The following is a 12,675-nucleotide window of genomic DNA, read 5'->3' as shown; positions in this document are numbered from 1 at the left end:
CGCAACGAGGACCCGCGCGGATGCTGCTGTTCACCCACCCCGTCTGCATCCGCCACAGCGCGGGCCCCGGCCATCCCGAATCGCCGCAGCGGCTCGCGTCCGTGCTGCAGGCCCTGCACGGCATCGAAGATCTGCCCATCGACTGGCGCGAAGCACCGCGCGCGACCCGCGAGCAGCTGCTGCTGGCGCATACGCCGGAGCTGGTGGCCAGCATTCTCGACATCGCCATCGAGCATCAGCACCGCATCGACGAAGACACCGCGATGAACGCGGACTCGCCCGAGGCCGCGCGCCACGCCGCCGGCGCCGTGGTCGCCGCCATCGATGCGGTGATGGCCGGCGAGGCCAAGCGCGCCTTCTGCGCGGTGCGCCCGCCCGGCCACCATGCGACCCGTGCGCAGGCCATGGGCTTCTGCCTGTTCAACTCAGTCGCGGTGGGTGCGGCGCATGCGCTGGCCAGGCACGGACTGAAGCGCGTGGCGATCATCGATTTCGACGTCCACCACGGCAACGGCAGCCAGGACATCTTCTGGAACGACCCGCGGGTGATGTACTTGTCCAGCCACCAGTCGCCGCTGTATCCGTACAGCGGCGAAGCCCATGAGCGCGGCGCCGGCAACATTCTCAATTTGCCGCTTGCTGAAGGCGCCTGCGGTCAGGAGCTGCGCGAGCTTTACCGCAGCGAGGCCCTGCCCGCCCTGCACGCCTTCAAGCCCGAACTGGTGCTGATCTCGGCCGGTTTCGACGGCCATCGCCTTGACCCGCTGGCCGGCCTGAACCTCGAAGCCGCCGACTACGCCTGGCTGACTGGGGAGCTGATCGACCTTGCCGACCGGCATGCGAAGGGCCGCCTGGTCTCGACGCTGGAGGGCGGCTACAGCCTCACCGCGCTGCGCGACTGCAGCGTGGCGCATGTGCGCGCCCTGGCCGAGGCCGACCTCGCCGCCAGCGCGTGAGCGCGGCACCTGCCATGCCGCCTGACGACGCACGCGCACTCGAAGCGCTGGCCTGGGCACGCGCGCATCTTGGTCGCAGCGACCTGAGCCTTGCTCCGGCGGCCAGCGACGCCAGCTTCCGCCGCTACCTGCGGCTCGATGGCGCGCCCGAGCTCTTGCTGATGGATTCGCCGCCGGCGCAAGTGCCGCTGCAGCCCTGGCTGGCGGTCGGTGCGCTGATCGGCGGCGCCGGCCTGCGCGTGCCGAAGGTGATCGCCGCCGACGTCGGGCTTGGCCTCGCGCTGATCGAGCATCTCGGCGACGCGCTCTACCAGCATCGGCTCGACGAGCACAGCGCCGACGCCCTGTACGGCCGCGCGCTGGAGGCCCTGCTGCGCCTGCAGAGCCTGCCCGCCGATGCGGTACCGCCCTACGAGCACGCCCGCTTCGAGATGGAGCTGGAGCTGATGCCGGAGTGGTTCCTGCGCCGGCACCTCGGCATCGCGCTGGAATGCGAGGACTGGGACCCGATCGAGTCCGCCTTCCGCCTGCTGCTGGACAGCGCGATGGCGCAGCCGCGGGTGTTCGTGCACCGCGACTACCACAGCCGCAACCTGATCGACTGCACGCCCGGCCCCGGCATCCTCGACTTCCAAGATGCGCTGGGCGGCCCGCTGACCTATGACCTGGTCTCGCTGCTGCGCGACTGCTACCTGCGCTGGGACGAGGCGCGCGTGCAAGGCTGGGCCGAGGACTTCCGCCGTGAGCTGGTGCGCGCCGGGCACATTGCCGATGCGCCGCAGCGCTTCTTCCGCGCCTTCGACCTGATGGGCCTGCAGCGCCATCTGAAGGTACTGGGCATCTTCTGCCGGCTGCACTACCGCGACGGCAAGGCCGGCTACCTCGCTGACTTGCCGCGCGTGCTCGGCTACGTGCTCGACATCGCCGCGCGCCATCCCGAGTTGGCCGACTTCCGCGCCCTCATGCAGCGCTTCACCGAGGGCCGCGAGCTGACCCGGCCGCGCGAAGACGCATCGGCATGAGCACAGTCGAAGTCGCCTTCCTCCTCGCCGCCGGCCGCGGCGAACGCATGCGCCCGCTCACCGACGTGACGCCGAAACCGCTGCTGCCCGTCGGCGGCAAGCGCCTGATCGAATGGCACCTCGACGCGTTGGCCAAGGCCGGCGTGGGGCGGGTGGTGATCAACACTGCGCACCTCGCCGAGTGCTTCGAGCCGGCGCTGGGCGACGGCGCGCGCTACGGGCTGTCGATCCGCTACAGCCGCGAGGCCGAGCGGCTGGAAACCGGCGGCGGCCTGCTGAACGCCCTGCCCCTGCTCGAGGCGCAGCGCTTCCTGCTGGTCAACGGCGACGTGTTCTGCGACGTCGACTACGCTCGCTTTGCGCTCGCGCCGAACGATCTCGCCCAGCTGCTGATGGTCGACAACCCGCCGCAGCATCCGCGCGGCGACTTCCATCTGGACGGCGCGCGCCTGCGCAGCGAGGGAGAGCCGCGCCTGACCTATGCCGGCATCGGCCTGTTCGACGCCCGTCTTCTTGACGGCTGGCGGTCAGTGATCGGCGAGAGCGAAGACAGCCGCCGCAGCCCGCCGCGCTTCGGTCTCGCCCCACTGCTGCGCGCGGCGATGGGTGTCGATCGCATCGCCGGGCTCAAGCACACCGGCACCTGGGAAGATGTCGGTACGCCGGAACGGCTGGCGGCGCTGGATGCGCGAGTGCGCGTATCCTCGTAGCCCTCCACTATTGGCACCTTCGGATGCACTGCCTGCAAGCGCTCTGTTGAGCCGCCCTGCCCCTTCTTTCGCATTTGCTCAGGACGCATACGATGAGCCCAGCTCGCCTGATCGCAATCTTCCTGCTCCTGGGCAGCACCTCCGCGTCTGCCTCCTACTCGGCACCAAGAATCGAACCCGCTTCGCCTGTCGCTGGGCAAGCCTTCGATGTTCTGATGGATGTCGGCGGCTGCCACGGATTCACGGCCCCCTTTCCGGGAGAGCCGGAACGACGCACGGAGATTGACGGAAACACGGTGAGGCTCTTCGAACCCGGAGTGATCGCCATCGGGTGGTGCGGTCTCCCACCGGCAACGCTCAGACGACCGGCTCCAGTGCTGCCGGCCGGCGAGTATCGAATCGAAGTCCACATGATCCGCCTGCCTCAGCGAACGGAGATATTCCTCTCCTCCGTGAATGTCGTTGTGGGGCCTGCGCCCTCCCTGACGCGGACGGTGCCGACCTTCTCAGGGACAGGAATTGGAATCGCGATCCTGCTCATGCTCGCGCTGGCGAGCACTCGGCTTGCCCGGCCCGCGACTTAGCCACTTGCGCCGGCGCCGGCCTTCTCACCCTTAAGGCGCACAGCACGACAACGGTCGAGCAACCCCGCAGCTCCCCGCTTCCGCTAAAGTCGACGCGCGGCGAACGGCGCCGCTGGACTGTTCGGGGGCGACATGAGCTTCATCAGTGAATTCAAGGCTTTTGCCATGCGTGGCAACGTCGTCGATCTCGCGGTCGGCGTCGTGATCGGCGCGGCCTTCGGCAAGATCGTCAGCTCGCTGGTCGACGGCATCATCATGCCGGTGATCGGTCTGCTTGTCGGGGGCAAGACCTTCTCGGATCTGGCGATCACGCTCAAGGAAGGTGCGGACGGCGTGGACCCGGTGCTTTTCAAGTACGGCGCCTTCCTGCAGACCGTGGTCGACTTCACCATCATCGCCTTCGCCATCTTCATCGTGATCAAGCTGATGAATCGCCTGCAGCGCAAGAAGGAAGAAGCCCCCGCCGCACCGGCGGCGCCGCCCGAGGACGTGCTGCTGCTGCGCGAGATCCGCGATCTGCTGAAAAAGTGATTGCGCGGGCCGGGCGCATGACTTGTGTGCTCGGCCTTTCCGCACATGCCGTCGGCTTCGGCCGCTGGCATGGTTCCGCTGTTCTCCTGCTTCCGGGAATCCCGCCATGCGTCTGCGCGTCTGTCTGCTCGCCGCCACCTTCGCGCTGAATGCGCATGCTGCCGAACCGAGCGCACCAGCGGTGACGCCGCTGTCGGCCGACAGCCTGCAGAACGCCGCCGCCCTGCGCGACCAGCACGTCGAGGCCGGCGCGGCCTATGCCATCGTCGAGTCGCTGACCACCGAGGTCGGCCCGCGCATGGCGGGTACCCCAGCGGATGCCCGCGCGATCGAATGGGCGCTGGCGAAGTTCGGGGCCTTGGGCTTCGATAATGTGCGCATCGAACCCTTCAGCTTTCCCTACTGGCGGCGCGGACATGAGCGCGGCGAAATTCTTGCGCCGTTTCCGCAGCCGCTGGCGATCACCGCACTCGGCGGCAGCATCGGTACCGGCAACAAACCGCTGGAAGCCGAGATCGTGGCTTTCGACAGCATCGCCGCGCTGCAGGCCGCTCCCACGGACGCGGCCCAAGGCAAGATCGTCTTCATCAGCCAGCGCACCCAGCGCGCCCGCGACGGCCGCGGCTACGGCCTCAGCGTGATCGGGCGCAGCTCGGGCGCGGTCGAGGCCGCGAAGAAGGGCGCGGTCGGCCTGATCATCCGCTCGATCAGCACCAATACCGATCGTTTCCCGCATACCGGGATCATGCGCTATGCCGACGACGTGAAGCAGATCCCCGCGGCGGCGGTCTCGAACCCCGATGCCGACCTGCTGACGCGCATGATCGAGCGCGGCCAGCCGGTGCGCATCCGCCTCGACATCGATGCCGAGAACCGCGGCGAGGCGACCAGCTTCAACGTGATCGGCGACATCCGCGGACGCGAGCGGCCGGACGAAGTCGTGGTGATCGGCGGCCACCTCGACTCCTGGGACCTCGGCACCGGCGCGCTCGACGATGGCGCCGGGGTGGGCATCACCATGGCCGCGGGTGCGGCCCTGCTGAAGCTGGATCAACGCCCGCGCCGCACCGTGCGGGTGATCGCCTGGGGCAACGAGGAGCAGGGCCTGCTGGGCGCGCGCGCCTACGCCGCCACGCATGCGGAGCAGATGGCGAAGCATGTGATCGGCGCCGAGAGCGACTTCGGCGCGGGCCGCATCTACGCGCTGCGTGCCGGCGTCGAGCCGGCGTACTGGCCGCTGCTGGAGCAGATCGCCGAAGTGCTGGCGCCGCTGGGCATCCCGTTCGAGCGCGAAGGCGGCGGCCCGGGCCCGGACATCGGCCCGCTGGTGCAGCGCGGTGTGCCCTGGGCTCAGCTGGCGCAGGACGGCATGGACTACTTCGACTACCACCACACCGCCAACGACACCCTGGACAAGATCGACAGCGAGGCGCTGGACCAGCAGGCGCGGGCCTACGCAGTGTTCGCGTATCTCGCGGCGGAAGCCGAGAGCGGGTTCGGGCGGGTGCCGGGGCGCTGAGGGGCGGGGATTGGGAATCGAGTTCCTAGTTCCCAGTTGCTAGTCCCTAGTCCCTAGTCCCTAGTCCCTAGTCCCTAGTCCCTAGTCCCTAGTTCCGGGTTCCGGGTTCCGGGTTCCGGGTGCCTAAGCTTCTGACTCGCGGCGCGCCCGCAGGCCTGCGGGCGACAAGCCCCTCTCCCCTTGTGGGAGAGGGGTTGGGGAGAGGGGGCGCAGTCCCTCTCCGACGGGGTAGCACGGCCGTGAAGCGCAGGCGCTTGACGGGCCACCGCGGCGCCATGAAGCGGGCGGGCCGTCCTTCAGCCGGGGACCGAGGGGTCGTTCACCCCTCTCCCCCGGCCCCTCTCCCACAAGGGGAGAGAGAGCGCTGCGCTTGGTCTGGCCGCGGGCCGCGCGAGTGCCGACCTTGGGCCGCACTTCGCTTGGCCCAACCCGCGTGTGTCGACGCGTCGGCGCGGTGGGGTCGCGGCAAGCGTGCAGCTCATGGTGGGCCAGGGCCCACCCTATGCAGCCGCTTTGCGCTGAGGCATCAACGCCTTGTGAGGCTCAACGCACCAGCGGCGTGTCCAGCACCTCGGACGCCTCGCCCGTCACCTCCTCGAAGGCCTGGCGCAGGTCGTCGAGGCTGACGCGGCCGCGGCCGACCAGCAGGCGCGAGACGTCGTCGATGTCGCGGCGGTCGTCGGTGAGCCTCTGGATCTCGCGGTCGAGTTCGACGAACAGGGCGACGGCGCGAGCGGTGCGCGGGCCGTGGCTGCGGTCTGACTTGAGGCTGCTGATGCGGCGGCCGTGGTTGCGCATCCAGTCGAAGGCCTTGCGCGCGCGCGCTTCATTGAGCAGGCCAGCGCGACGCATCATCTCGATCGAGTAGAACTCGGCCAGGCCCTCGGCGATCCAGTCGTCGCCGGCGGCGCCACGCACCCGCGAGATCACGTGCACCAGTTCGTGCACCAGCGTGCTGGTGCCGTTCTCGCTGATCAGCGGACGGTCGGAATGCAGGTACAGCGAGCGCGGCCCGGACAGACCGCCGCGCCACATCGGATCGCCAGCGCCGACGATGAGGATCTTCTCCGGCAGCCGGCCGAAAGCCTCCTCCATCTCACCCGCCACGAGATTGATGTAGGCGAGGTACTCGTTGCGGCGCATGGGGTCGCCCTTGGGCGCGGCCACCGCAGCTTCCATGTCGCCGATGAAGTCGCGGCGGATGCCGATGTCGCCGGCGATCATCCAGCCTACCGGGCGCTGGAAGCGACGGTCGTCGTCGGCGATGTCGAACACCGGCTCTTCGCCGCGGCGCTTGAAGGGCGTGTCGACGCCGGGCCAGCCCTCGGGCAGGTCGAAGCGGATCGTCGCACGCGCCCGCGAATCGCGGGTGAGGCGCGCACGCGCGGAAGGCACCAGATGGTCGCCGCGCACGATCGCCCAGTCCTCGGTCATACGCGCGTCATAGCCGCCGCTGCGCCGACGCTTGTCGACCTGGTAGCGCCAGCGCAACTCGCCGCCCTTGGCCGGCGGCGTCCAGATCAGGCGATCCTCCTTGCGCTCGATTTCACCGTCGCCGCCGAAGCCGCTGTAGCGCTCGTCGGGCATGGTGAAATCGAGGCCGCGGATGCGGCCCTCGCCGGGCCTGTACTCGAGCGTCACCGCGGCCACGCCCTCATCCGGCAGGAAGGCCACGCGGTACTCGATCTCGAAGTAGCGATCCTCGGCGAAAGCGAGCCCGGCGCCGGAAACGAGCAGCAGCAGAGCGGTCAGGAAGCGAGCAAGCATGCTTGGCGAACCACGCGATGAAGGGGCGCCGACCCTAGCACGACGCCCGCGAATCGCGACCGAACGGCCGCGTCGCAGGCAGGGGAACCGACTACAGCTCGCCCAGGCCTTCGGCCTCGCCGCCCTCGCCGACGCGCAGCAGGCGCAGGGTGTTGGTGGCGCCCAGCTGCTCCATGTGGTCACCGCTGGTGATCACCACGCGGTCGCCGGTGGCGAGCAGGCCCAGCGCATGCAGATGCGCGACCGCGGCGCGCGCAGCCTTGCGCGGCGACAGGCCGGCGCTGTCGAAGTCGATCGGATAGACGTCGCGCATCAGGCCCATGCGCCGACGTGCGCCCGAGTGGCGCGACAGCGCGTAGATCGGCACCGAGCTGCGGAAGCGCGAGAGATGCCGCGCGGTGCCGCCCGATTCGGTCAGCGCGATGATCGCGCGCAGCTGGATGTGTTCGGCCAGGAACATCGCGCTCATCGCGATCGCCTGGTCGACATGCACCAGGTTGCGCGGTGCAGCCTCGAAGTCGGTGTCCATCTGGAACTGGCGCTCGGCGCCGAGGCAGATCCGCTCCATCGCCTGCACGGCTTTCTCCGGATACGCGCCGCTGGCGCTCTCGGCCGAGAGCATCACCGCATCGGTGCCGTCGATGACCGAGTTGGCCACGTCCAGCACTTCGGCGCGGGTCGGGATCGGGTTGTCGACCATCGACTGCAGCATCTGGGTGGCGGTAATCACCACGCGGCCGCGGTCCAGGGCTTCGCGGATGATCTTCTTCTGCAGGCCGGGCAGCTCGGCGTCGCCGATCTCCACACCGAGGTCGCCGCGCGCCACCATCACCACATCGCTGGCATCGACGATCTCGCGCAGGTTCTCGATGGCCTCGGCGCGCTCGATCTTGGCGACCATCTGCGCGCTGCTGCCGGCCTCGCGGGCGAGCGCGCGCGCTTCCTCGATGTCGGCGGCGGTGCGGCAGAAGCTGACGGCGATGAAGTCCACGCCGAGCGCCGCGGCATGCTTGATGTCGGCGCGGTCCTTGTTGGTCAGCGCGCCCAGCGAGAGCCCGCCGCCGAGGCGGTTCAGGCCCTTGCGGTCGGACAGCGGGCCGTCGGTCAGCACGCGGGTGCGGATCTCGCAGCCTTCGACAGCCTCGACCATCAGCGCGATCAGGCCGTCGTCCAGCAGCAGGGTGTCGCCGGCGTGGACGTCATCGACGAGGCCGAGATAGCTGACGCCTACGCGGCTGGCATCGCCCTGGGCGGCATCGGCGCGGCAGTCCAACACGAAAGGCTCACCCGCCTTCAGCTGCACCTTGCCGGCCGCGAAGCGCTCGACGCGGATCTTCGGGCCGCCGAGATCGGCGAGGATGCCGATCTCGCGGCCCAGCCTGGCCGCCGCCGCACGCACGGCGTCGGCGCGGGCGGCGTGGTGCTCGGCAGTGCCGTGGGAAAAGTTCAGGCGCACCACGTTCACCCCGGCCAGCAGCACGGCCTCCAGCACGCCCGGCGCGTCGGTTGCGGGACCGAGGGTGGCAAGGATCTTGGTGCGGCGGAAACCGTGGGTGCTCATGCGCGTTTGGACTGTCGGTTGGGTGCCTCGCAGTGTAGCCAGCCACACAGCCAGCAACGCGCCCTGCATACGAATAATCTGCAGACCACTGCAAGACCGATGTGTTGCAGCGCAGAAGATTCCGCCGATTTCCGGCGAAACCGAGAGTCCACTGGCAGACCACTGTCTCGAATCCATCCATGGCACCACCGGCTCGCGCGGGTTCGCTTGCCGCAGATCTGTCGACGTCATGGCGCGGGGCGCTGGCGGCATCTGCACTTCCGCGCGGACCGCTTCCATCTCACACTGCTGGCCGCGCCTGTGCCGGGCCGTACGCCCGGGCCGCACCGGTGCGCGCCTTATGCCAACCACCTCTGGACGCCTTCCATGACGACTTCTTCCACGCTGCCTGCAGAAGCCCGGCCCGAAGCCGCGGCGCTGGATGCCGCCAACCCCTACGCAGCCCCTGCGACAGCGCTGCCGCAGCAGACGGAAAGCGAGGCACGGCAGGTGCTGTACGTGGTCGCGCGGCGCAAGTTCCTGCTGCTGATGATCCTGACCCTGGGCGCCTACTCGCTGTACTGGTTCTATCGAAACTGGTCGCTGCTGAACCGGGTGCACAAGATCTACTGGCCGATCCCGCGTGCGATCTTCTCGATCTTCTTCACCCATTCCCTGTTCGGCGAAGTCGACGGGCAGCTGCGCACGCGCGGGGTCGACCATCGCTGGACGCCGGGCATGCTTGCCACGATCTTCGTGGTGGCGACGATCGCCAGCCGGGTCTTCGATCGCGTGACCGCAGACGATGCGTCGCCCGGCGTACTGGTGGTGTCCTTCCTGTTCCTGGTGCCGATGATCTGGCCTCTGTACCGGGCGCAGCTGGCCATCAACCTCTCGCAGGACGACCCGGACGGCGCGACCAATGCGGAACTGACCGCGGCCAATATCCTGTGGATGGTGCTGGGTGGCGCCCTCTGGGCCCTGATCCTGTTCGGCCTGCTGATGTCGGTCATGCCGGTGGAGAGCGTGCTCGGCTGAAGCCGGCAGCGAGTGCCAGGCTCCGGATCGGGCTGGCGCGGCTGCGGGCACACACCTGCCGTCCACCCCGGCTGGTCGACACTGCGCGCCCTCTCCCCAGCCCCAGGGACCGCAGCCATGGTCAATCTCGCGATCTTCCACGCCACCCTGCCCCAGTATCTGCGCGCCAGCGCCGGCGAAGCCGACCAGAAGAACCTGCAGGTCGTGCTGTCCGGCGAGCGCAAGGAGCAGCTTCTCGCTGCCGCAGGCACCGTCAACGTCGACGCCCTGGTGATCGACCTCGGCCTGCTCGGAGACCGACCCGAAACGGTGCTCGAAGAGCTGGAGCGCGCCTTCCAGCCCGAGCTCAGCCTGATCGTCTACGCATTCGCCAAGTGGGACCTGATCGAGCGCCTGCGCGGGCCGCGCCGTCAGCTGCTGCGCGCCCCGGTCAGCGCGCGCTCGCTGCGCTCCAACATGATCGGCCTGATCGTCAAGCACCTGGCCACCGCGCCGGCGGCGACGGTTGCCGCCGCGGCCAGCGCCGAGACCTCGATGCTGCGCCTGGAGCAGCAGCCGCCGATGCGGCGCTACGACGACCTCCAGCTGGCCGCACTGCAGGACGTCAAGTCGCTGGTGGACTGCGAATGCCCCAACCAGGTCGCCGACCTGGTGCTGGCGCTCAGCGCTTTCGAGAGCTACTCGGCGCAGTGCCAGAACCGCAACGAGAAGGACGCGCAAATCCACCGCATGCTGGCCCGCGTGACCGGTCATGCGCGCGCGGTGATGGAGTACGCGCTGAAGGAGCTGTGCGCGTTCGAGAACATCGACCCTGCGGCCCTGGTCAAGCAGGCCGGAGGCAGTCGCCGCTGAGGCCTGCACCACAGGCGGTCCAGACTCCTCGGCCCACGCGGTCCGCTGCGCGAGAGGCCGATGGCAAACCCTGGGACAAGGCTGAAGAATCAGCGTTGTCGCGCGCCAAGGAGGGCGCGCCCGCGGGCCCAGCGCGTCAGCGCTTGATCCAGCGCAAGCGAGTCCGCACCTGCGCCGGACTCGCGATCATTGATCAAGGCCAGGATGGGCTTGATCGGTGCTGCCTCAAGCAGCCTCCGTCCACCACTGCGCGGCGCACAGCCTGTGAGCCTGACGTCCAATGCGCCAGCATGCGGCACGCGCAACGCTGATGCAGGCTCGATGTCCTGGCCGACGGTGACAGGGCACGGCCTTCGCCAACGGCCACCGCGAACGCCCTGGACGAGGCCTGTGCTGCACGCGTTGGGCAACTCGTCCACCAGATGACCGAAGGGCCTCACGGGCCTACGGGCCCGTCGTGGAGCGCCCGAAGGCGTGCCCTGATGCCGCTCCCGAAATCCCTGGCCACTGCGCCTCGCCATCGCCCTGCGACAGGCCTCGCGCTGTCCGCAGCGGCGCAGAGCTCCACGCTGACTTTACGCGCGCCCCGCCGCATGACCCTCATGGCAGCGGCGGCAGGATGCGGCCGGGCAACGTCGTCCAAGGCAACGCTGAAGAGTTCAGCGTTGATGCGCACCATGGCGGCGCGTCCGCGGATCGAGCGCTTGAGCGCTTGATCCAGCGCACGCGCGTGCGGACCTGCGCTGGACTCGCGATCACTGATCGAGGCCAGGTTGGACCTGCCCAGCACTGCCCGCGTCCGTCATGCCCGCCGCGCTGTCGCAGCCTTCAGACAGCGCAAACCAGGCTGATACGGTTTTTCCGGAACCTCCGTTCTCGCATGTGTCAGGCCACTGCACGCAGTGACTGGCGCAATCCAAACCCACGAGAACCAATGAGGACTCCGTCATGCAGAACATCGAAAACGCTCCGAACGCTTCCCTGGACGTGGTGCTGGGCGACAGCGCCGTCGAGAACCAGATCAGCGCCGAAGGCGTGACCGCCAACGCCTCGGGCTGCCTGGGCACCGCCGGCTGCGCCGGCACCTTCGGCTCGGCCACCGGCACCGCCGGCACCCTGGGCTCGCTGGGCACCTACGGCTCGGCCACCGCGGTCGAACAGCAGTAAGCCGATCGGGAGGGACCTGCGCGCAGGCCACGCGCAGGTCCACCTCCGGCAGGCCAGGAGAGCCACCATGCAAGTTCCTCTGATCCACGTGCAGGAAGTCAGCCTCGCCTATGGCGAAAAGCTGGCGCTCGACAAGGTCAGCCTGTCCTGCCGACCTGGCGAGCTGGTCGGGCTGCTGGGGCCCAACGGGGCCGGCAAGACAACGCTACTGGAGATGCTCGAAGGCGTGAACATCCCGCAGTCCGGGCGCGTCAGCGTCTGCGGCAGCGATCCTCGGCGCTTCGGCGCGGCCCACAAGCGCGACGTCGGCTTCATCTTCCAGCGCTCTGCCCTGCCGAACCACGTCCGCGTCGGCCAACTCGTGCACCTGGTGCAGTCGACGCTGGACGCCGCCGACGACGCGGCAACGCTGCTCGAAGCGCTAGGCCTGGATGCGCTGACCAGGCAGACCATCGGCGACCTCTCGGTCGGCCAGCAGCAGCGCCTGTCCGCCTTTGTCGCGCTTTACGGCCGGCGCTCCACCCTGGTGATGGACGAGCCCACCGCCGCTCTCGATATCCGCTCCAAGCGCGCGATCTGGGACTGCATCAAGCGCAAGAAGGAACGCGAAGGCACTGGAGGGCTGATCGCCACGCACGACATGACCGAAGCGATGGAGCTCTGCGACCGGGTGTACTTCATCGACCGCGGACAGATCCGCGGCAGCGCAGGTCGCGACGAGTTGCTCGGTCGCGGCAGCGAGCTCACCTTCCTGTCGCTGCGCGCACCTGCCAGCTTCTACGCGAGCTGGCCCAGCCTCGCCGAGATTGCTCCGCTAGGCGAGCCCGACGCCGGGCGTCGCGAGTTCCGCGTCCACAAGACCCTGCTGCCGCGCGTGCTGGAGGAGGTCTTCGAGGCCGAACGCGCGCTGGGGTTCAACGCCGAAGTGATGCTCGGCGCCCGCTCACTGGAGGCCCTCTATGTCGACAACATCGCCTCGGTCAACTGAC

Annotated in this window: 11 protein-coding genes; 9 read left to right on the top strand and 2 right to left on the bottom strand. The window is 68.9% G+C overall.

Annotated elements, in window-relative coordinates:
• Positions 1-20: 20 nt before the first annotated feature.
• The 5 genes from Q0654_RS13955 (at position 21) to Q0654_RS13935 (ending at position 5,322) form a co-directional block, all read left to right on the top strand.
• The gene (locus tag Q0654_RS13955; protein ID WP_298854826.1) at positions 21-956 is read left to right on the top strand and encodes a histone deacetylase family protein; all 936 of its coding nucleotides are present in this window, start codon (positions 21-23) and stop codon (positions 954-956) included.
• A 14-nt stretch (positions 957-970) separates the two neighbouring features.
• Positions 971-1,978, top strand: coding sequence for a phosphotransferase (locus Q0654_RS13950; protein WP_298854824.1), 1,008 nt, complete (start codon positions 971-973; stop codon positions 1,976-1,978).
• Entirely contained in the window at positions 1,975-2,688 is a 714-nt protein-coding gene (murU, locus tag Q0654_RS13945; RefSeq protein WP_298854822.1) for an N-acetylmuramate alpha-1-phosphate uridylyltransferase MurU, read from the top strand. The genes Q0654_RS13950 and murU overlap by 4 nt, the downstream gene beginning before the upstream one ends.
• A gap of 716 nt (positions 2,689-3,404) precedes the next feature.
• Entirely contained in the window at positions 3,405-3,803 is a 399-nt protein-coding gene (gene mscL / locus Q0654_RS13940) for a large-conductance mechanosensitive channel protein MscL (RefSeq protein ID WP_298854820.1), read from the top strand.
• Between the two features lie 106 nt (positions 3,804-3,909).
• A complete protein-coding gene (locus tag Q0654_RS13935; RefSeq protein WP_298854818.1) occupies positions 3,910-5,322 on the top strand; it encodes a M20/M25/M40 family metallo-hydrolase in 1,413 nt (470 codons plus the stop codon).
• 543 nt (positions 5,323-5,865) lie between these two features.
• Here the strand turns inward: Q0654_RS13935 and Q0654_RS13930 are convergent.
• Together Q0654_RS13930 and pyk are read right to left on the bottom strand one after the other, a co-directional pair.
• Positions 5,866-7,089 carry a hypothetical protein gene (locus tag Q0654_RS13930; RefSeq protein ID WP_298854816.1) on the bottom strand — a complete coding sequence of 408 codons (1,224 nt, stop codon included), beginning with the start codon at positions 7,087-7,089 and terminating at the stop codon, positions 5,866-5,868.
• A gap of 91 nt (positions 7,090-7,180) precedes the next feature.
• Positions 7,181-8,650 (bottom strand): pyruvate kinase, encoded by a 1,470-nt coding sequence (gene pyk, locus Q0654_RS13925; protein ID WP_298854814.1) that lies wholly within the window; start codon positions 8,648-8,650, stop codon positions 7,181-7,183.
• Positions 8,651-9,016: 366 nt separating this feature from the next.
• On the opposite strand from pyk, the gene Q0654_RS13920 reads away from it, so the two are divergent.
• The 4 genes from Q0654_RS13920 (at position 9,017) to Q0654_RS13905 (ending at position 12,674) form a co-directional block, all read left to right on the top strand.
• Positions 9,017-9,667 (top strand): hypothetical protein, encoded by a 651-nt coding sequence (locus Q0654_RS13920; RefSeq protein ID WP_298854812.1) that lies wholly within the window; start codon positions 9,017-9,019, stop codon positions 9,665-9,667.
• Positions 9,668-9,784: 117 nt separating this feature from the next.
• Positions 9,785-10,519: a hypothetical protein gene (locus tag Q0654_RS13915; RefSeq protein WP_298854810.1), complete on the top strand. Its 735-nt coding sequence runs from the start codon at positions 9,785-9,787 to the stop codon at positions 10,517-10,519.
• A 948-nt stretch (positions 10,520-11,467) separates the two neighbouring features.
• Positions 11,468-11,686, top strand: a complete 219-nt coding sequence (locus tag Q0654_RS13910; RefSeq protein ID WP_298854808.1) for a hypothetical protein — start codon at positions 11,468-11,470, stop codon at positions 11,684-11,686.
• Between the two features lie 67 nt (positions 11,687-11,753).
• Entirely contained in the window at positions 11,754-12,674 is a 921-nt protein-coding gene (locus Q0654_RS13905) for an ABC transporter ATP-binding protein (RefSeq protein WP_298854806.1), read from the top strand.
• Position 12,675: the final 1 nt, after the last annotated feature.

Origin of the sequence: uncultured Aquimonas sp., from assembly GCF_937888285.1 — a bacterium.
Lineage (GTDB): Bacteria > Pseudomonadota > Gammaproteobacteria > Xanthomonadales > Xanthomonadaceae > Aquimonas.
This window is presented reverse-complemented; position numbering and strand designations above follow the sequence as displayed.